Below are 18,690 nucleotides of genomic sequence, written 5' to 3'. Positions count from 1 at the left end.
GCGGGTTCAGCGACGCTCGTGTGGCGGCGCCACCGGCGGCGGCCCGACCGGCCCGAGGTCGAGCGGGCCGAGGTCGTCGAGGGCGCGGTCGAGCGGGCCGAGCTCAGGCGGCGCGGGATCGTGGCCGCGGACCGCGCCGCCGAGGCGGGCCCACAGGCTGCGATGACGGGGCGGCTGGGCGCGGCGCTGCTCACGAGCGGTGACGGCGCTGGCGCTGATCTGGGCGACGAGATCGGCCCCGCCGTAGGCGCGCGCCACGACGAGCGCCGCGTGGAACGCCGTCGGGCCACCCGAGCAGGTGATGACGCGGCCGTTGACGACCAGGCGGTCGTGCGAGGCGTGGGCGCCGTAGTGCTCGAGCAGCGGGCCGGCCAGCCAGTGCGTCGCCACGGTGGCGTCGTCGAGCAGGCCGGCCGCCGCCAGCAGCGTCGACCCGGTCGAGCTCGCGAGCAGCCAGCGCGGCGACACCCGGCGCAGCCAGGCGGCGATCTCGGGCTGCCGGTCGGTGCCGACGCCACCCGGGACGGCGACGACGGCGGGTGCGTTGACCTCGTCGAGGGTGGCGTCGATGGTCTGGACGCCGCCCGGTCCGGCCACCTGGCCGCGGGCGGTGCCGACGGTGACGGTGCGGAAATCGGGCAACTGGGACAGCGCGAAGCGGAAGATCTCGGCCTCGTCGGCGGAGACTCCCTGGTACGCGACGATCGCGGTGGTCGAACTGGCATCCATCGGCAGACTCCTCGCCGGTTCCCAGTCTAGTCGGGCCGCGCCGGGAATAGCCGGCGGGGCCGAACGGCTGCAATAGAGGAGAAAATGCGGCAACGCGCACGCGAACCGGGGCCCATCGGGCCCTGAGGCGTTAGACTCGGCGAGAAGCCGCCCCGGCAGGTGGGGAGCCCGCGGAACGGGATCTCCCACTACGACGGGGACGCGAGTGTCCGGCGCAGGTCGGACGCGCTCGTGTCGGCAGGGCATTCGAGCCTGCCGAGCCAAGGGGGGCCGGGTCACACCATGGGACGGTGACCCGGCGTCATCCAGCACAGGCGTCCCCGAACCGGGACGAGAGCGGTGTGACGTCCCGGTGGCCGCGGCTCCACATCGTGGCCACTCCAGAGGAGGAGCACTTGGCGAGAGACGCCAGGCGCCGTCCCGGCGCCAGCCGGACGGCGAACCGGACGCGGCGACGCGGCGGCCGGGCACAGGAGAACGAAGGCATCATGTCGGTGCTCGCGCGCGCTGTGCGCGAGGTCGAGGGCAGCGTGCAGCGCGGCTCGATCAAGCCGTCCGTACGAACGAAGTTCCAGGTCATCGCCCTGCTGGTGCGCGAAGAGCGGGCCCAGGTGAAGGGCGACGACTCCCGCAGCGAGGCCTACCGCGCCGAGCAGCTGAAGCGGCTCGACGGCATCGCCACCATCCTCGCGAAGGTCGCCGTGCGCGACGCGTCGCTGCTGGGGCTGCTGGCCGAGGACGCGCCGGTCAGCGACGCGGCCAGGGCGCTGCGGCGCGAGATGCTGGTCGCCGCCGGCCGTGCGCCGGCCGAGGACGAGGTGCCGGTCGCGGCGCCCACGGCGGCCGCCGTCACGGCGCCGAAGCGGCGGGTCGTGCCGCAGTCCGTCGTCTCACGGCAGCTGGCCAACCCGTTCCTCGCCCCCGACTACGAGGCCGCCGCCGCGTCCCGTCCGGCGCAGAAGAGCGCGGCGCGGCCCCGGCGGCTGGTGAACTGGGAGCTGATCGGGCCGCTGCTCAGCTCGTTCGAGAACGCCACCGACGGCACGACCGCCTCCATGGCGCTGCCCGACGCCGTCCCGGTCCGGCTGCCCGACGGCCTCGAGCTGATGCCGCACCAGGCCCGCCTGGTCGCCGCCGCCGAGGAGGGGCACCGGACCTTCCTGCTCGCCGACGAGCCCGGCCTGGGCAAGACGGCGCAGGCGCTGCTGGCCGCGCAGGCCGCGAACGCCTTCCCGCTGCTCGTGGTCGTCCCGAACGTGGTGAAGACGAACTGGGCGCGCGAGGCCGATCTCTGGACGCCCCGCCACCCGGCGACGGTCATCCACGGCGACGGTGACACCATCGACGGGTTCGCCGACATCATCGTCGTCAACTACGAGGTGCTCGACCGCCACGTCGGCTGGCTCGGCGACCTCGGCTTCCGCGGCATGGTCGTCGACGAGGCGCACTTCATCAAGAACAAGAAGTCGCAGCGCTCGCAGCACGTCCTGCAACTGTCCGAGCAGCTGCGCTCGCGCGCCGTCCGCCCGCTGCTCATGGCGCTCACCGGCACGCCGCTGATCAACGACATCGACGACTTCCGCGCCATCTGGCAGTTCCTCGGCTGGATCGACGACCGCAAGCCCGGCTCCGAGCTGATGGAGGCGCTGGAGGAGACCGGCCTGACGCCCGTCGACCCCGGGTTCTCCTCGGCCGCCCGCGGCTGCGTCATCGACCTCGGCATCGTCCGCCGCCGCAAGGCCGACGTCGCGGCCGACATTCCCGCTCGCCGGGTCGCCGACCTCCCGGTCGAGCTCGACGACGCCGCCGGCCGGTCCATCCGCGCGGCCGAGCGCGAGCTGGCCGACCGTCTCGTCGCCCGCTACCACGCCGCCCTCGAGGCGCGCGGCGACGGCGCCACCGCCGCGGGCCTCGACGCCGACCTCATCCGCCGCGTCGCCGGGGCCGAGCTGGCCGACAAGTCGGCGAAGACCGGCGAGAACGTGTTCAGCATGATCCGCCGCATCGGGCAGGCCAAGGCCGGGCTGGCCGCCGACTACGCGGCCCAGCTGGCCCGCAGCGTCGGCAAGGTCGTGTTCTTCGCCAAGCACATCGACGTCATGGACGCGGCCGAGGAGCTGTTCGCCGAACGCGGCCTGCGCTACTCGTCCATCCGCGGCGAGCAGACGACGCGCAAGCGGCAGCAGAACATCGACGCGTTCGTCAACGACCCCGACGTCGCGGTCGCGGTCTGCTCGCTGACGGCGGCCGGCGTCGGCATCAACCTGCAGGTCGCGTCCAACCTCGTGCTGGCCGAGCTGTCCTGGTCGGCGGCCGAGCAGACTCAGGCCATCGACCGCGTCCACCGCATAGGCCAGGCCGAGCCGGTCACGGCGTGGCGCATCATCGCCGCCCAGACCGTCGACACCCGCATCGCGGAGCTGATCGACGGCAAGGCGGGGCTGGCCGCCCGGGCGCTCGACGGCTCGGACGAGGAGATCTCGTCGGCGGCGGACATCCAGCTGGAGGCGCTGGTCGCGCTGCTCACCGACGCGCTGACGGCGTAGGCGCTCAGGGGTTGCGGGCGAACACCGGGGTGGCGGTGCGCTCGGAGCGCAGCACGACCAGCCGCTCGGTGCGGTCGTGGACGCGCTGCCAGCGGCGGCGCAGCGGGTCGTCGGCGGGGAGGCCGGTGTGGCAGGCGGTGGCCGCGCGCTGCCGTTCGCGGTCGACGTCGACGACGAGGACCTGGCGGCCGCGGAAGGCGTCGCCGGGCCGCAGCGTCCAGGCGTAGAGCGTGCTGCCCTGCTTCGTCGCCGCGCGGTAGGCGGCCCGCATCGCGCGGACATGGTCCGGGTGGGCGTCGTCGGCCGTCGCGTCGACGGTGAGCATGGCGTCGGCGCCCTGGTGCGCCGCCAGGATCTCGTCGGCCAGCGTGTCCAGGCTGGTCAGCGCCAGCGTGCCGGGCGCGTGGTCGAGCAGCGTGACGTCGTCGGCGCCGAGGTGGCGGGTGGCGCGGCCGAGGTCGCGGGCCCGCTCCAGCCGGCGCCGTGGCCGTGGATCGGGCGCACGGCCGTGCGTGAGGCAGAGGATGTGGACGGACGTCCGCGCGCCGGCGAACGCGGCGATGACGCCGCCCAGCGCGAACGTCGCGTCGTAGGGATGCGCGCACACCACGACGAGGGTGCGGACGGCCGGCACCGGCCTCACATAGGTGCTCATACCTCAGCATCGGGTCGCCCGTTTCGCCACCATAGGGCCGGAAAGACTCCGAATCGCGGGACCATCGTCCCAAGGCAGCTCAGCCGCCGAGCTCCGCCGCCAGCCAGGCGCCCAGCACGCGGGCGCTCGCGTCGACCACCGACGGCCAGTCCAGCGCGGACTCGTCCGCGGCGTCGGAGACGTGCTTGACCAGCCGCACCGGCACGCCCAGCCGCCGGCACGCGTACGCGACCGCGTAGCCCTCCATGTCGACGAGGTCGGCCCGCAGCGCGAGGGCGTCGCGCAGGTCCGCGTCGGCGACGAACCGGTCTCCGGTCGCGAGCGTGACGTCGTCGCCGCCGGGCAGCTCGATCAGCTCCTCCGGGTCGAACCCGAGCGCCCGGATCAGCGCCGCGTCGAGGTCGTGGTTGAGCACCCGCCCCGGCGTGAACAGGCCGGTCAGCCCGGGGCGCAGCGCGCCGGCGGTGCCGATGTTGACGACGACGAGGTCGTCCGGCGCCCGCCCGGCCAGCGCCTGCGTCGTCGCCGTGGCGGCGGCCGTCTTGCCGATGCCGGTGACGATGACGGGCAGCCCGGCGGGCACGTACCGGGCCTCGGCCGCGGTCGCGCTGACGACGAGATGACGGGTCATGCGGTGGCGGCCGGCAGGACGGGGGCCAGCGCGCGCCGGGTGAGCTGGTCGAGTAGCTCCTGCGCGACGGAGTCGAGCGCGATGGGGTTCGGCGTGACCGGGCGCCGCTCGTCGTAGTAGGTGCCGTTGTCGCCGTCGGCCCGGGCGACGGCGAGCAGGTTGCCGGCCGCGTGCTCCGGGGTGTCGCCGCCGATGGAGAACATCGCGTGCAGCAGCGGCGTCGCGATGACGCCCGGGTGCGCGCTGACGACCTCGACGGTCGGCCGCGGCCGGTGCCCGGCGAGCCGGCAGCTCCACGTCACCAGCGCCAGCTTCGACCGCGCGTAGGCCGACGCGGGGGAGTAGCCCGGCCCGGCCAGCTCGAGGTCGTCCAGCCGCAGCTCGGCGGAGAAGTGCGTGGCCGACGCGACGTTGACGATGCGCCCGGCACGCCCCGCCCCGACCGCGTCGAGCAGCAGCGTCGTCAGCGCGACCGGCGCGAGGTAGTTGGTCTGCCACGTCGCCTCGTGGCCGTCGCCGGTCAGCGTGCGGGTGCGCGGGCCGGGCCGCGCCGCGTTGTTCACCAGCAGGTCGACGCCCTCGGGGCAGGCCGCGCGCACCGCGGACGCCAGCGCCGCGACGTCGTCCAGCACGCCGTAGTCGGCCGCCAGGTACACGACCTCGCCGCCCCGCCCGGCCGCCGCGGACAGCTCGCCGACGAGCGTGGTCACCTCGCCGGGCGGCTGCGGGCCGTGTACGACCAGCCGCCGCGGCCGCAGCGCGGCCAGTTCCAGGGCCGTCGCCCGCCCGATACCCGACGTCGCGCCGGTCAGCACGATCGTCGATCCGGTCAGCCGCATGCGGTCACAGTAGGGCACGGGCCGGACGGTGGCAGCATGGCCGGGTGCGGGTGCAGCCGGTGACCGAGGACGTGCTGGTGACGCGCGTCGTCGAGCGGGTTCTCGCGACCGGCGCCCGGCGCCTGGTGGTGGACGGTCACCCGGCGGCGCGGCCGGAGCGGCTGGCCGACGCGCTCGCCGAGCCGTTGCGGACGGCGGGCCGGCCGGTGGCGCGCGTCCGGGTCCGCGACTTCCTGCGGCCGCGGTCGCTGCGACTGGAGCACGGCGCGCACGACCCCGACTCGCTGCTGGACGCGTGGATCGACACCAGCGCGCTGAACCGCGAGGTGCTGGTGGCGGTGGGGCCCGGCGGCACCGGCCGCTACCTGCCGACGCTGCGCGACCCGGACACCGACCGGTCGACCCGGGCGGCGTACGTCGCGGCGCCACCCGGGCTGGTCGTCGTGCTGGACGGTGCGCTGACGCTGGGCCGCGGGCTGGACGTCGACCTGTCGGTGCACCTGGCGCTGCGCGAGGACACGCTGCGCCGGGTGACCCCGCCGGCCGACGCGTGGACGCTGCCGGCGTACGAGCGGTACGCCGCCGAGACCAGCCCGGAGGCGGTCGCCGACATCGTGGTGCGGGCCGACGACCCGCGGCACCTGGCGGTGGTCGTCAGCTGACCTCGACGCCGACGAAGCCGGTGCCGGGCCGGTAGTCGGGGGACTGGTGCCGGAAGTAGGTGTTGTAGACGTCGCAGTAGGCGCCGCCGGCCCGCAGCAGGGAGTCGTGGGTGCCCTGCTCGACGATGCCGCCGTCGCGCATGACGATGATGCGGTCGGCGTGCTCGATGGTGGACAGCCGGTGCGCGATGACGATGGACGTGCGCCCGGCCAGCGCGACGTCGAGGCCCTCGGAGATCTGCGCCTCGGTGAGGGGATCGACGCTGGCGGTGGCTTCGTCGAGGATGACGATGGCGGGGTCCTGCAGCAGCAGCCGGGCCAGCGCCACCAGCTGCCGCTGGCCCATCGACAGCGCCGAGCCGTGCTCGCCGACCTCGGTGGCGAGGCCGTCGGGCAGGGCGTCGAGCCAGTCGCCGCCGGCCACCGTGGCGGCCGCCGCCCGCACGTCGGACTCCGAGGCGTCCGGCCGCGGATAGCGGATGTTGTCGGCCACCGTGCCGGAGAACAGGAACGGCGACTGCGGCACGACGCCCAGCTGGTGGCGGTACGACGTCAGCTCGACGGAGCGGATGTCGGTGCCGTCGATGAGGATCTGCCCGCCCTGGAACTCGTAGAACCGCACCAGCAGCCGGCCGATGGTCGACTTGCCGGCGCCGGTGTGGCCGACCAGCGCGATGGTCTCGCCGGCCGCGATGGTGAGGTCGAACCCGTCGAGCACCGGGTGCTCCGGCGCGTACCCGAACCGCACCGAGCGGAACTCGATGCGCCCGGCCAGCCGCCCGACCGGCCGGGGGTCGCGCTGCACCACCAGCGGCTCGGCGTCGATCAGCGCGAACACCCGCTCGGACGCCGACAGCCCCTGCTGGAACTGCGACCAGAACGACGCGATGGACGTCAGCGGCAGCCAGAACAGCGCGACGCTCTGCAGGAAGAGGTACCAGTCGCCGGCCGAGATGGAGCCGTCGAGCACCCGCCCGCCGCCGACCTGCACCAGCATGACGGTGGCCAGCCCGGCCACCGCGAACAGTGCCGGGAAGATGGCGCCGAAGACGAAGCCCTGCTTGAGCGTGACCCGGTAGTTCTGCCCGTTGATCGGCTGGAACTCGCCGTAGACGGTGTGCTCCTGGCGGAAGTTCTTCGCCACCGAGATGCCGCCCATGGTCTCTTGCAGCGTCGCGTTGACCTTGGCGAGCGAGCGCTGCTGGTGCCGCGTGGTCTCGCGGGCGATGCGCCGGAACCCCAGCGCCATCGCGACGATGATCGGCACGACCGCCATGACCAGCAGCGCCAGCCCGACGTTGCGGGTGAACAGCAGCACGGTGATGAGCCCGACCATGAGCACCTGGCTGATGAGGTTCAGCGTCAGCGTGACGACGGTGGCGAAGTCCTCGGTGTCGGACGTGACCCGGCTGACCACCTTGCCCGACGAGTGCTCGTCGTAGAAGGACATGTCGCGGTCGAGGACGGCGTCGAAGGCGTCCTCGCGCAGGCCGAGCACGACGTCGCCGACCACCGTGGCGGTGTACCAGCGCTGCACGAAGTTGAACACCCAGCCCAGCACACCGGTGACCAGCACCGCCGACACCAGCGCGACCACCAGGCCGGTGGTGCGGTCGTCGACGACGCGGTCGAGGCCCTCGCTGACGACGATGGGGAACGCCGCCTGCATGAGCGCCTGCAGCACGATGGCGACGGCGATGAACGCCATGACCCGCGTCTTGGGCCGGAAGTAGCGCAGGATGCGGCGCAGCAGCTCGCGGTCGCCGTACGTGCGGTCGTACGCCTCGGCGTCGAGACCGTTCATGATGAAGGCCATCAGCCGCTCACCTCGTCGTAGTGGGCGAAGATGCGCCGGTAGAGCGCGCAGCGGCCGAGCAGTTCGTCGTGCGTGCCTTCGTCGACCAGCCGGCCGCGCTGCAGCAGCAGGACCTTGTCGGCCCAGCGGATCTGCGACAGCCGGTGCGTGATGAGCAGCGTGGTGCGGCCCTCGAGGACGCGCTGGATGGCCCGCTGGATCTCGTCCTCGGTGGCGCTGTCGATGGCGCTGGTGGAGTCGTCGAGGACCAGGATGGCGGGGTCGGTGAGCAGCGCCCGGGCGATGGCCAGCCGCTGCCGCTGCCCGCCGGAGAGCGTGACGCCGCGCTCGCCGATGACGGTGTCGTAGCCGTCGTCGAGGGCGGTGACGAACTCGTGCGCCTGGGCGTCCTTGGCCGCGCGCACGACGTCGTCGCGGTGGGCCTGCTGGCCGAGGCTGAACGCGATGTTCTCGTGCACCGAGCGGCTGAACAGCACGATGTCCTGTTCGATGGTGGAGATCTGGGAGCGCAGGGAGTCGAGGTTCCACGTGCGGACGTCGGTACCGTCGACCAGGACCCGGCCGGAGCCGGTGTCGTAGATGCGGTTGACCAGCTTCGTCAGCGTGGTCTTGCCGGAGCCGGTCTCGCCGACGACGGCCACCGTCTGGCCCGGCTCGATGCGGAACGACAGGTTCTCGAGCACCGGCTGGCCGCCGTAGCCGAACGTGACGTCCTGGAACTCGATGGCCCCGCGCATGGGCGCGACGTGGCCGGCCTCGTTGTGGTCGAGCTCGGTCTCTTCGCGCATGAGCGTCAGCAGCCGGTTGGCGCTGGCGATGCCGTTCTGCACCAGCGAGAAGGAGAAGATCGAGATGAACGCCGGGAAGCCGAGCAGGCCGAGCAGTCCGATGTAGGTGATGAGTCCGCCGACGCTCAGCTCGCCGGCGTCGAGCAGCCACAGCCCGTGCAGCAGCCCGCCGGCCGTCGCCACCGCCAGCAGCAGGGTGGGCAGGTAGCGGGCCTGGATGAGGCCCTGCTGGACGTAGGCGTCGCGGTAGCGGCGGGCGTTGCGGCCGAACCTGGCCAGCTCCTGCTTCTCCTGGCCGGTCGCCTTGACCACCTCGATGCCGCGGATGGTCTCGTTCAGCCCCGCGTTCAGGGTGCCGTAGTTCTCGCGCAGCTGCGCCGACACCGGCGCCAGCCGGCGCATGAACCGCCGGATCGACCACACGAACGCGACCGCGAAGATCAGCGGCGCCACCAGCAGCCGGGGGTCGAGGAAGGCGATGAAGACGATGGGGACGATGCCCTGCGACAGGGAGTCGACCAGGAGGTCGATGCCCGGGCTGAACATGGTGCCGAGCTGCCGGACGTCGTTGGCGCCGCGGGCCATGAGGTCGCCGACCCGTTGCCGGTTGTGGAACGTCTGGCTCTTGCCCAGCAGGCTGACGTACAGCTCGTCGCGGGTGTCGCGCTCGATGCGCTTGGCCAGCACCTCGGTGCACAGGCGGGCCACGAAGTCGAGCACCGACCGCCCGATGACCACCACCAGCAGCGTGACGACGATGGCCGTGAGCGCCGCCTGCCGGTCGGTGCGGTCGTCGAGCACCGCGTCGAAGGCGTCGCCGACCAGCCCCGGCACCATGGAATTGAGCACCACCATGGTGACCGAGCCGACGAGGAAGCCGGCGAGGTGCCACGGGTGGCGCAGCTGGTGCGACACGATCCAGCGCACCGGGCCGCGCCGGTCGAACTCCGGGCGACCGGCGACGGTGAATTCGGTGCGTGCCAGTGTCATCGTCGGCAGTTCTAGCACGTGGCACCGACAGACCTCATCCGGTTAACCGGCGGGCGGCGCTCAGTCGACGGCCCAGGTGTGGACGGGCTCGTTGCTGTGCATGTGCTCGACGTAGGAGCGGAGCATGCCGCGCAGCGCGTCGTGGCGCTCGGCGGAGGTGCCGTCGAAGCGACGGTGGAAGGCGGCGACCTGCCAGTCGGCGCCGTTGCGGTGTTCGGCGCAGCGCCGCTCGACGATGCCGAGCAGCCGCTCCTGCACGGCGGTGTCGACGCCCCAGTCGCGCAGGCCGTCGTAGGCCAGCGGCAGCAGCCGCCGCAGCACCAGCTCGGCGACCGGGACGTGCCCCAGCCCCGGCCAGTACACCTGGGCGTCGAGGCCCTCACGGGCGCAGGCGTGGAAGTTCTCCTCCGCCGCGCTGAACGACATCTGCGTCCACACCGGACGGTCCTCGGCGGCGAGCCGCCGCACCAGCCCGTAGTAGAACGCGCCGTTGGCCAGCGTGTCGGCGACCGTCGGCCCGGCCGGCAGGACGCGGTTCTCGACCCGCAGGTGCGCGCGGTCGCGGACGACGTCGTACACGGGCCGGTTCCAGCGGTAGATGGTGCCGTTGTGCAGCCGCAGCTCGGCCAGCTCCGGGGTGTCGCCGCGGTCCAGCACCGCGATCGGGTCCTCGTCGGCGACGATCGGCAGCAGCGCGGGGAAGTACCGCACGTTCTCCTCGAACAGGTCGAAGATCGACGTGATCCACCGCTCGCCGAACCACACCCGCGGCCGCACGCCCTGCGCCTTGAGCTCCTCGCTGCGGGTGTCGGTGGCCTGCTCGAACAGCGCGACGCGGGTCTCGGCCCACAGCTGCTTGCCGAGCAGGAACGGCGAGTTCGCGCCGACGGCGATCTGGACGCCCGCGACGGCCTGGGCGGCGTTCCAGATGGCGGGGAACTGCTCGGGGCTGACCTGCAGGTGGAACTGCGTGCTCGTGCAGGCGGCCTCGGGGAGGATGGTGTCGCACGAGACGCGCAGCCGCTCGGCGCCGTCGATGGCCAGGTGCAGGTCCTCGCCGCGGGCGGCCAGGATCTGGTCGTTCAGCAGCTCGTAGCGCGGGTTCACCGACAGCGACTGCCCGGACAGGTGCTCCAGCCGCAGCGTCGGCAGGATCCCGATCATCGCAAGGTGCGCGCCGACGGCTCCCGCCTTCTGCTCGGCGGCGTTCAGGGAGGCCCGGACGTCGTCCTCGAACGCCGTGACGCCGCTGCCGTCGAGCTCGCGCGGCGCGAGGTTGATCTCCAGGTTCCACTGGCCCAGCTCGGTCTGGAAGGCGGGGTCGGCGATGGCCGCCAGCGCCTCGGCGTTGCGCATGGCCGGGTCGTGCCGGTCGTCGACGAGGTTCAGCTCGATCTCCAGCCCGGTCAGCGGCCGGTCGAACTCGAACTGGGCCTCGCGGAGCATGCGCTCGAAGGCGTCGAGGCACCGGCGGACCTTGGCGCGGTACTGCGTGCGGTCCGCCCGGGTGAACTCCTGCCGGCCGACGTCCTCGCCCATGTGACCTCCAGCGGTTCGTCAGCACAGTCTTACCCCAGATACCGGGATTTGGAGCACCTGCCGGCGGCCGCGATCACGACGTCGACCACCGGCCGTACTCGGCCGGCCGGCGCAGCATGGCCAGCCACATCAGCGGCAGCATGACGACGTGCTCGGCGACCAGCAGGACGTCCCCGCCGAACAGGCCGAGCCAGTGCAGCGGGGCGAGGACGGCGACCGGCGCGATCATGACGGCGGCCATCTCCAGCGACGCCGGCCAGCCGTGGCCGCGGATCCGCATCCAGAGGACCATCGCGACGGTCATGTCGGCGGCCATGAGGACGGCGCCGACGCCGGGGTCGGCGGGTGCCGCCAGCCCGGCGGCCGAGCGCAGCAGTGGGCCGATGATCATGCCGGCGACCATCGCGGCCAGCATCTCGAGGTAGTGGCGGACGAACGGGCGCCGCCCGTGGCCGTGGTGGGTGTGTGTGCTGTGTGTGAACGTCATACCAGCAGCGTCGGGCCGATCCGCGCACGGTCGTAGATGCGCGTCGTCACCTCCCGGCCGGGCGGATCGCACGGTGCGGCCATGCGCTACCGTGACACCCGATGACGGCCGCCTTCGTACCCGGGCTCGACCTCGCCGAGGCCTTCTACCGCGAGGTGCTGGCGCCGCTGGCCGGCGAGCCGCACGCGGCCGCCCTGCTCGGCGAGGGGTCGGAGGTGCTCGGCTTCGACACCGAGCGGTCGACCGACCACGAGTGGGGGCCGCGGGCGCAGGTCTTCGTCCCGGCCGGGCGGGTCGAGGCGGTGCGGGCCCGCATCGGCGCCGGCCTGCCGGCCGAGTTCCGTGGTCACCCGACGGCCTGGTTCTCGCTGGCCAGCGGCGGCGTCGACCACCACGTCGAGGTCACGACGGCCGCGGAGTGGCTGACGGCGGCGCTCGGGCGGCCGCCGGACGGCCTCGACACCGCCGCGTGGCTGGCGCTGCCGCAGCAGCGGCTGCTGCACGTCACCGCTGGGCGGGTGTTCCGCGACGACCTCGGGGAGCTGACGGCGGCCCGCGCGGCGCTGGCCTGGTACCCCGACGACGTGTGGCGCTGGATGATCGCCGTCCAGTGGCACCAGGTCGGCACCACCGAGCCGCTGCGGGCCCGCTGCCGGGAACTCGGCGACGCCCGGGGCGCGGCGCTGCTGACCGCCCGGCTGGCCGGGCTGGCGATGGAGTTGGCGTTCCTGCTGGAGCGGCGCTACCGACCCTACGACAAGTGGTTCGGGACGGCGTTCGCCCGGCTCGACGCCGCCGCCGTCGTCGGGCCGTTGCTGGACGCCGCGCTGGCGGCGCCCGCGGCCGCGGCCGCCGGGCCGGACGACCCGCTCCTCGCGGCGCTGGCCGAGCTGGGCCGCCGCCACGACGCGGCCGCCGTCAGCGTCCCCGTCGGTCCCGCGGCCGGCGACTTCGACGTCGGCATCAACGACGCCGTCCGGCCGTACCGGGTGAGCAACGCCGGCGCCTACGCCCGCGCGACGCTGGACGCCGTCGCCGACCCGGCGCTGCGCGCGCTGCTGCCCGTCGGCGCGCTCGACCAGCTCACCCACGGCGACGACACCCTGGTGACGTTCTCGGGCTGGCCCGGCCGGCTGGCCGAGGCCTACCGCGCCGAGCTGGCTACTGCCGCGGCGTCCCGCTGATGTTGACCAGCCAGGCGACGCCGAAGCGGTCGGTGCACATGCCGAAGGCGTCGCCCCACGGCGCGACCATGAGCGGCTCGGTGACGGTGCCGCCGTCGGCCAGCTTCTCCCAGTAGCCGCGCAGCGTGGGCTCGTCGTCGCCGCTGAGCGAGATCGAGACGTTGCCGCCGGGGGAGTGCTCCAGGTCGTTGGGGGTGTCGGCGCCCATCAGGACCAGGCCGTTCTCGGCCTCCAGCTGGGCGTGCATGATCTTGCCCGCCTCGGCCGGGTCGTCGCCGGCGCCGAAGTCGGCGAACGTGCTGAGCTGGAGCTCGCCGCCGAAGACGGACTGGTAGAACTCCATCGCCTGCCGGGCGTTGTCGCGGAACCCGATGTACGGGTTGAGGCGCGTGCTCATGACCGTCCTCCTCGTCGAGGGACCTTCCGCGTTCGACACTAGACCCGGAGCGGACAGGCGAGCAGGCCGACGGAGCTGAACAGCCGGGAACGCCGGGCCCGCGACGGCGGCGGCGGCGACGCGGTGATCCGGCCGCTTTGCAATGAGCACAGATACGCAACGGTGCGTGTCGGTGCTCATTGCAAAGCGTGCCGGTCTTCGTCCCGCCGACGGTGACCCGCGCCGGCTGCCTGGGCGTCGGCGCCCGGACGCGGGAAGGCCCCGCCCGGCGTGCGCCGGACGGGGCCTTGGTGCGTGGTGCGTCAGTGCAGCATGACCGGCGGCGCCTGGTCGACGTCGCCCTCGCCCTCGCCTTCGCCCTCCTCGCGGGGATCGGTGCGCAGCTCCTGCTTCGACCGCGGCAGGAACAGCGCCGGGATGATGCAGAGGACCACGAGCACGATCGCCACCAGGTAGGTGTTGCCGAACGCCTCGGCCAACGCGGACCGGCCGGCCTCGAAGATGTCGGGCGGCAGCTGGTCGGCGGTGCCGGTCTGCACCCCGCCGTAGTACGCGGTGGCCGCCTGGTTGTTGAGGATGTGGTTGGTCAGGATGACCGACATGACGGCGGTGCCGATGGAGCCGCCGGTCTGCTGGACGATGTTCATCAGCGTCGACCCGCGGGCCACCTCGCCGTGGGTGAGGCTGGCCAGCGCCGCGGTCATGATCGGCATCATCGTCATGCCCATGCCGAGGCCCATGACGAACAGCGAGCTCAGCAGCAGCCAGTACGACGTGTCGGCCTCGAGCTGGGTGAACGTCGTCATGCCGATGGCGATCAGCACGATGCCGCCGAGCACCAGCTTGCCGGGCCCGGTCTTGTCGGTGAGCCGGCCGGCGATCGGCATGGTGACCATGGCGCCGATGCCCTGCGGCGCCAGCAGGATGCCGGCCATCGTCGTGGTCTCGCCGCGGACCTGCAGGAAGTAGCTGGGGAACAGCAGGCCGGCGCCCATGAACGCCACGATGAACAGCGACATCGTCACGACGGCGATGGTGAGGTGCCGGTTGAGGAACAGGTGCAGGTCGATCAGCGGGTGGTCCTTGCGCAGCGCGTGGAAGACGAACGCGACGACGAGGACCAGGCCGATGATGGCCGGCGCCAGCACCTCGGCGTTGCGGACGGTGCCGTGCTCCGGGATGGACGAGACGCCGTAGAGGAAGGCCGCCAGACCGGGGGAGAGCAGCGCCATGCCGACGAAGTCGAAGCTCTCCGAGGGCTGCGGCTGGTCCTTCGGCAGCACCCGGAACGCCGCGATGAACGCGAAGATGCCGATGGGCAGGTTGATCAGGAAGATCCAGTGCCAGGACGCGACGTCGATCAGCCAGCCGCCCAGGATCGGGCCGCCGATCGGGCCGAGCAGCATCGGGATGCCGAGGACGGCCATGACGCGGCCGACGCGGTCGGGGCCGGCGGCGCGGGTCATGATCGTCATGCCCAGCGGCATCAGCATGCCGCCGCCCAGGCCCTGCAGGATGCGCGCGCCGATGAGCGGGCCGATGTCCCAGGCGAACGCACACAGCACCGAGCCCAGCACGAACAGGACGAGCGACGTCAGGTACAGCCGCTTGGTGCCGAAGCGGTCCGCCGCCCAGCCGGTGATGGGGATGACCGCGGCCAGCGCCAGCGTGTACGCCGTCATCGTCCACGCCGCGGTGGCGACCGTCGTGTTGAACTCGGACTGGAAGGTCGGCAGCGCGACGCTGACGACCGTGACGTCGAGGATCGACATGATGGCGCCGAGCACCACCACACCGGCGACCTTCAGGACGCCGCGATCGAGCTTGTCGTCGGACCCGGTGTCGGGGGGTCCGGCCGGTGCACTCATGAGAGTTGTTCCTCCAGGCGAGATGGTGCGGATGGTTCGACGATCGGAGCGAGCGCGGCCGCGAGCCGGTCGCGGTCGGCCGGATCCAGCGACCGGGCGAAGGCCCGCACGGCGTTGTGGCGGGCGTCGTCGATCTCGGTCATGATCGCCCGGCCGGTATCGGACAGCGAGACCAGCCGGACGCGGCGGTCCTGCGGGTCCTCACGCCGTTCGACCAGGCCGTGGGCGACCAGGCGGTCGACGTTGCGGCCCGCCGTGGCCAGGGTGAGGTCGAGCCGGTCGGCCAGTTCGTTGATCGGCAGCGCCTCGGCGTGCTGGCCGAGCAGGATGAGGCAGCGGAACTGCGAGATGGACAGATCCAGCTCGACCATGGATCGCAGGTCGGAGTCGGCCTTGGTGCACGCCAGCCGCTGGAGGAACGCCTCCAGGGCGGTGACGAGCTCGAGCTCGGAGGCGGGCACCCGAAGATACTAACGCACCTGCAACCATTGCGGGTGTGAGAGCGATCACGCTCGCACGTCCCCCGGTCCCCGTCCACGCGAGCAAGCATGACCCCGCCGGACCCCGTCGCGCATGGCATTTTCCCGCCCCTCCTCCGGCCCCCGTACATCCGAGACGTACGACCCCGCCGGATTGTGACGCGTACGCTTGGCCCAGCCGGGCCGCGATCGACGGGGGAGGACGGGCTGTGAAGGCGCAGGAGACGGCGGTGCAGACCGACCGGGTGTTCACGATTCCGAACATCCTGTCGTTCCTGCGGCTGCTGGGCGTGCCGGTGTTCCTCTGGCTGGTGCTGGTGAAGGAGGCCGACACCCTGGCGATCGTGCTGCTCGCGGTCTCCGGGTTCACCGACTACCTCGACGGCTACCTGGCCCGGCGCTGGAACCAGATCAGCCGCGTCGGCCAGCTGCTCGACCCGCTCGCCGACCGGCTCTACATCCTCACCACCATCGTCGCGCTGACGCTGCGCGACATCATCCCGCTGTGGTTCGCGGTGCTGCTGGTCGCCCGCGACGTGTACATGGCGGGCATCGTCGCGCTGCTGCGCGCCCGCCGCGGCATCACCGGGCTGCCCGTCCACTTCCTCGGCAAGTCCGCCACGGCCTGCCTGCTGTACGCCTTCCCGCTGCTGCTGTGGGGCGACGGCGACGGCACCATCCCCATGCTGGCCCGGGTGTTCGGCTGGGCGTTCGTCATCTGGGGCGTGGCGCTGTACTGGTGGGCGGCGGTCCTCTACACCGAACAGACCCGCAAGGTGCTCGCCACCCCGGTCGCCGGCCGGAATTCCTGAGCGGCTGGCACGGATGTCTGAGCGGAACGTCGTGACGTGCGTGCGAGCATAGGACCGTGGTGACAGGGCAGGCTCCCCGGGTCCGTCCGCTGCGGCGGCCGGACGAGTCGATGTCGCTGCTCAACGACCTGTTCGCGAAGCCGCTCGACCCCGGCTACGAGGACGCGGCCGCGCGCCGCCGGGCCGCGGGCGAACGGCCGACGTCGAAGCGCACCTGGCGCTCGCCCGCGCTCGCCATCGGGCTCGTCGCGCTCGGCCTGTTGCTGACCATGTCGGTGTTGCAGGTGCGCAACACCGCTAGTGTTGTCTCTTCGGAGCGGCAGGGGCTCATCGAACAGATCCACAACGAGGACGAGCGCGTCAGCCGGCTGCAGGGCGAGGTCAGCTCCCTGGAGTCCGAGATCGGGCGGCTCGAGAGCGACCTCCTGCAGAACTCCGCGGCCGGGCAGCAGACGCGGGAGGAAGTCGAGAGCTTGCAGGCGACAACGGGGGCGATTGCCGTGACGGGGCCAGGGGTGGTGGTCACGGTCGACGACGCCGAGGAGCAGAGCGCCGAGAACGGCACCGACAGCGTGCTCGACCTCGACCTGCGCCAGGTGGTGAACGGGCTCTGGTCGGCCGGAGCCGAGGCCGTCGCCGTCAACGGCCAGCGCATCACCGCGCTGACGGCCATCCGCTCCGCGCAGAACGTCATCCAGATCAACTACCGGCCCATGAACGCGCCGTACGAGGTCTCCGCCATCGGCGACCCGCGCACGCTGGCCCGCGACTTCGGCGACGGCAGCGGCGGCCAGTGGCTGCGCGACGTCGCCTCCAGCAGCGGTATCCGGTACGACGTCGACTCCGAGGAGTCGCTGACGCTGCCGGCCGGCAACACGCCGCTGTCCTACGCGGTACCGGGGGAGGGCTCGTGATCCCACTCGCCGGGCTCCTCGTCGGCATCCTGGCCGGCCTCGTCTTCGACGTGTCGGTGCCGCTCGAACTGCAGCCGTACCTGCCCATCGCCATCGTCGCCGCGCTCGACGCGGTGTTCGGCGGCATCCGGGCGGTCATCGAGGGCATCTTCAACGACAAGGTGTTCGTCGTCTCGTTCATCGCCAACGTGCTGATCGCCGCGTTCATCGTGTTCCTCGGCGACCAGCTCGGCGTCGGCTCGCAGCTGTCGACGGCGGTGATCGTCGTGCTGGGCATCCGCATCTTCACCAACGTCGCGACGATCAGACGGCACATCTTCCATGCCTGACGCGACCCCCGGCCCCGACGACACCGACCTCGACGGCGCGGCCGCTCCGGCCTCCCCGGCTTCTCCGGCTTCTCCGGCCTCGCCGGCCGAGCCCGTGGAGCCGGTGGAGTCGCCCGAGCTGGTGGAGCCGCCCGAGCTGGTGGAGCCGCCGGAGCCCGTCGACGAGACGGCCGAGCCGGACCCGCCCGCGGCGCCGCAGCCGTTCGTCCCGGGCGCCGGCCGGTTCACCCCGGCGGCGCCGTCGGGCACCAAGCGGCTCTGGAACGCCGTCCGGCAGCGGCCCGACGGCGGCCAGGTGCTGGTGGCGGTGCTGGTCGCGCTGCTCGGCTTCGGTGCCGTCCTGCAGGTGCGGGCCGACGACGACGACGCGCTCGCCAACGCCCGCCGCGACGACCTCGTGCAGATCCTCGACGGCCTGCGCCGCCAGGCCGACCGCCTCGACGACCACGTCGCCGAGCTCGAGTCCGACCGCCGCGACCTCGTCAGCGGCGCCGACACCGAGGCCGCCGCGCTGGAGCAGGCCGAGGAACGGGCCCGCAGCACCGGCGTGCTGGCCGGCACCATCGCCGCCAGCGGCCCCGGCATCATCATGACGATCAGCGACCCCGACCACGACGTCAAGGCCTACACCATGCTGCGCGCGATCAACGAGCTGCGGGTGGCCGGCGCCGAGGCCATCCAGATGCGCGGCGGCGGCAACGACGCCGCCGTCCGGGTGGTCGCCAGCACCTCGTTCGAGAACCCGAGCAGCGACGTCCTGACCGTCGGCGGTGTCGAGCTCGAGCCGCCCTACGAGATCGTCGCCATCGGCGAGCCGGGCGAACTGAGCGGCTCGATGATGTTCGCCAACGGCGTCGTCGCCAGCATCGAGGGCGACGACGAGGGCGGCGCGCAGGCCACTGTCGACGAGTACGACGACCTCACCGTCGACGTGTTGCACGAGCCGCAGGCGCCTCAGTACGCTCGCCCGGCGCCCGAGGACGGCGACGACGAATGACCCCGCACAGTTGCCCCCGAGGAGGCAG

The 18,690-nt window shown here is 72.7% G+C and carries 18 protein-coding genes; 7 read left to right on the top strand and 11 right to left on the bottom strand.

Annotated elements, in window-relative coordinates:
• Positions 1–6 precede the first annotated feature (6 nt).
• Positions 7–729, bottom strand: a complete 723-nt coding sequence (locus BLV02_RS17235; protein ID WP_069114812.1) for a DJ-1/PfpI family protein — start codon at positions 727–729, stop codon at positions 7–9.
• Positions 730–1,124: 395 nt separating this feature from the next.
• Between BLV02_RS17235 and BLV02_RS17230 the strand changes: the two genes are divergently transcribed.
• Positions 1,125–3,275 (top strand): DEAD/DEAH box helicase, encoded by a 2,151-nt coding sequence (locus BLV02_RS17230; RefSeq protein ID WP_069114861.1) that lies wholly within the window; start codon positions 1,125–1,127, stop codon positions 3,273–3,275.
• A gap of 4 nt (positions 3,276–3,279) precedes the next feature.
• On the opposite strand, the gene BLV02_RS17225 is transcribed toward BLV02_RS17230, so the two are convergent.
• From BLV02_RS17225 to BLV02_RS17215, 3 genes are all read right to left on the bottom strand, one after another.
• Positions 3,280–3,930, bottom strand: coding sequence for a PIG-L deacetylase family protein (locus BLV02_RS17225; RefSeq protein WP_083289191.1), 651 nt, complete (start codon positions 3,928–3,930; stop codon positions 3,280–3,282).
• A gap of 79 nt (positions 3,931–4,009) precedes the next feature.
• Positions 4,010–4,561 (bottom strand): nucleosidase, encoded by a 552-nt coding sequence (locus BLV02_RS17220; RefSeq protein ID WP_069114810.1) that lies wholly within the window; start codon positions 4,559–4,561, stop codon positions 4,010–4,012.
• Positions 4,558–5,400 (bottom strand): SDR family NAD(P)-dependent oxidoreductase, encoded by an 843-nt coding sequence (locus tag BLV02_RS17215; protein WP_069114809.1) that lies wholly within the window; start codon positions 5,398–5,400, stop codon positions 4,558–4,560. The genes BLV02_RS17220 and BLV02_RS17215 overlap by 4 nt, the downstream gene beginning before the upstream one ends.
• Before the next feature lie 44 nt (positions 5,401–5,444).
• On the opposite strand from BLV02_RS17215, the gene BLV02_RS17210 reads away from it, so the two are divergent.
• Positions 5,445–6,062: a nucleoside/nucleotide kinase family protein gene (locus BLV02_RS17210; RefSeq protein WP_069114808.1), complete on the top strand. Its 618-nt coding sequence runs from the start codon at positions 5,445–5,447 to the stop codon at positions 6,060–6,062.
• Here the strand turns inward: BLV02_RS17210 and BLV02_RS17205 are convergent.
• From BLV02_RS17205 to BLV02_RS17190, 4 genes are all read right to left on the bottom strand, one after another.
• On the bottom strand, positions 6,055–7,878 hold the full coding sequence (locus BLV02_RS17205) for an ABC transporter ATP-binding protein (RefSeq protein WP_069114807.1): 1,824 nt from the start codon (positions 7,876–7,878) through the stop codon (positions 6,055–6,057). The genes BLV02_RS17210 and BLV02_RS17205 overlap by 8 nt on opposite strands.
• The gene (locus BLV02_RS17200) at positions 7,878–9,656 is read right to left on the bottom strand and encodes an ABC transporter ATP-binding protein (RefSeq protein WP_083289190.1); all 1,779 of its coding nucleotides are present in this window, start codon (positions 9,654–9,656) and stop codon (positions 7,878–7,880) included. The genes BLV02_RS17205 and BLV02_RS17200 overlap by 1 nt, the downstream gene beginning before the upstream one ends.
• A 60-nt stretch (positions 9,657–9,716) precedes the next feature.
• A complete protein-coding gene (locus BLV02_RS17195) occupies positions 9,717–11,195 on the bottom strand; it encodes a glutamate-cysteine ligase family protein (RefSeq protein ID WP_069114806.1) in 1,479 nt (492 codons plus the stop codon).
• 73 nt (positions 11,196–11,268) lie between these two features.
• Positions 11,269–11,682: a hypothetical protein gene (locus BLV02_RS17190; RefSeq protein ID WP_069114805.1), complete on the bottom strand. Its 414-nt coding sequence runs from the start codon at positions 11,680–11,682 to the stop codon at positions 11,269–11,271.
• A 101-nt stretch (positions 11,683–11,783) separates the two neighbouring features.
• Here BLV02_RS17190 and BLV02_RS17185 point away from each other — a divergent pair, with 101 nt between their 5' ends.
• Positions 11,784–12,866, top strand: coding sequence for a DUF4037 domain-containing protein (locus BLV02_RS17185; RefSeq protein WP_069114804.1), 1,083 nt, complete (start codon positions 11,784–11,786; stop codon positions 12,864–12,866).
• On the opposite strand, the gene BLV02_RS17180 is transcribed toward BLV02_RS17185, so the two are convergent.
• From BLV02_RS17180 to BLV02_RS38035, 3 genes are all read right to left on the bottom strand, one after another.
• On the bottom strand, positions 12,844–13,263 hold the full coding sequence (locus BLV02_RS17180; protein WP_069114803.1) for a VOC family protein: 420 nt from the start codon (positions 13,261–13,263) through the stop codon (positions 12,844–12,846). The two genes, BLV02_RS17185 and BLV02_RS17180, sit on opposite strands and share 23 nt — an antisense overlap.
• Before the next feature lie 302 nt (positions 13,264–13,565).
• A complete protein-coding gene (locus tag BLV02_RS17175) occupies positions 13,566–15,131 on the bottom strand; it encodes a DHA2 family efflux MFS transporter permease subunit (protein ID WP_069114802.1) in 1,566 nt (521 codons plus the stop codon).
• The gene (locus BLV02_RS38035; RefSeq protein WP_069114801.1) at positions 15,128–15,592 is read right to left on the bottom strand and encodes a MarR family winged helix-turn-helix transcriptional regulator; all 465 of its coding nucleotides are present in this window, start codon (positions 15,590–15,592) and stop codon (positions 15,128–15,130) included. Before BLV02_RS38035 ends, BLV02_RS17175 begins: the two co-directional genes overlap by 4 nt.
• A 227-nt stretch (positions 15,593–15,819) precedes the next feature.
• Between BLV02_RS38035 and clsA the strand changes: the two genes are divergently transcribed.
• The 4 genes from clsA to BLV02_RS17150 are packed head-to-tail and all read left to right on the top strand — an operon-like array spanning position 15,820 to position 18,662.
• Positions 15,820–16,422, top strand: a complete 603-nt coding sequence (clsA, locus tag BLV02_RS17165; protein WP_069114800.1) for a cardiolipin synthase ClsA — start codon at positions 15,820–15,822, stop codon at positions 16,420–16,422.
• A gap of 56 nt (positions 16,423–16,478) precedes the next feature.
• A complete protein-coding gene (locus BLV02_RS17160; protein ID WP_141711860.1) occupies positions 16,479–17,336 on the top strand; it encodes a DUF881 domain-containing protein in 858 nt (285 codons plus the stop codon).
• Positions 17,333–17,665, top strand: coding sequence for a small basic family protein (locus BLV02_RS17155; protein WP_069114798.1), 333 nt, complete (start codon positions 17,333–17,335; stop codon positions 17,663–17,665). Before BLV02_RS17160 ends, BLV02_RS17155 begins: the two co-directional genes overlap by 4 nt.
• Positions 17,658–18,662 (top strand): DUF881 domain-containing protein, encoded by a 1,005-nt coding sequence (locus BLV02_RS17150; protein WP_074946403.1) that lies wholly within the window; start codon positions 17,658–17,660, stop codon positions 18,660–18,662. Before BLV02_RS17155 ends, BLV02_RS17150 begins: the two co-directional genes overlap by 8 nt.
• Positions 18,663–18,690 lie beyond the last annotated feature (28 nt).

The sequence above is a fragment of the Jiangella alba genome, assembly GCF_900106035.1.
GTDB classification, from domain to species: domain Bacteria; phylum Actinomycetota; class Actinomycetes; order Jiangellales; family Jiangellaceae; genus Jiangella; species Jiangella alba.
This window is presented reverse-complemented; position numbering and strand designations above follow the sequence as displayed.

Bases quoted from the DNA above. Each gene is read 5' to 3' on its own strand.
- BLV02_RS17235 (WP_069114812.1), bottom strand. From the start codon at position 729: ATGGATGCCAGTTCGACCACCGCGATCGTCGCGTACCAGGGAGTCTCC.
- BLV02_RS17225 (WP_083289191.1), bottom strand. From the start codon at position 3,930: ATGAGCACCTATGTGAGGCCGGTGCCGGCCGTCCGCACCCTCGTCGTG.
- BLV02_RS17220 (WP_069114810.1), bottom strand. From the start codon at position 4,561: ATGACCCGTCATCTCGTCGTCAGCGCGACCGCGGCCGAGGCCCGGTAC.
- BLV02_RS17215 (WP_069114809.1), bottom strand. From the start codon at position 5,400: ATGCGGCTGACCGGATCGACGATCGTGCTGACCGGCGCGACGTCGGGT.
- BLV02_RS17205 (WP_069114807.1), bottom strand. From the start codon at position 7,878: ATGGCCTTCATCATGAACGGTCTCGACGCCGAGGCGTACGACCGCACG.
- BLV02_RS17200 (WP_083289190.1), bottom strand. From the start codon at position 9,656: ATGACACTGGCACGCACCGAATTCACCGTCGCCGGTCGCCCGGAGTTC.
- BLV02_RS17195 (WP_069114806.1), bottom strand. From the start codon at position 11,195: ATGGGCGAGGACGTCGGCCGGCAGGAGTTCACCCGGGCGGACCGCACG.
- BLV02_RS17190 (WP_069114805.1), bottom strand. From the start codon at position 11,682: ATGACGTTCACACACAGCACACACACCCACCACGGCCACGGGCGGCGC.
- BLV02_RS17185 (WP_069114804.1), top strand. From the start codon at position 11,784: ATGACGGCCGCCTTCGTACCCGGGCTCGACCTCGCCGAGGCCTTCTAC.
- BLV02_RS17180 (WP_069114803.1), bottom strand. From the start codon at position 13,263: ATGAGCACGCGCCTCAACCCGTACATCGGGTTCCGCGACAACGCCCGG.
- BLV02_RS17175 (WP_069114802.1), bottom strand. From the start codon at position 15,131: ATGAGTGCACCGGCCGGACCCCCCGACACCGGGTCCGACGACAAGCTC.
- BLV02_RS17150 (WP_074946403.1), top strand. From the start codon at position 17,658: ATGCCTGACGCGACCCCCGGCCCCGACGACACCGACCTCGACGGCGCG.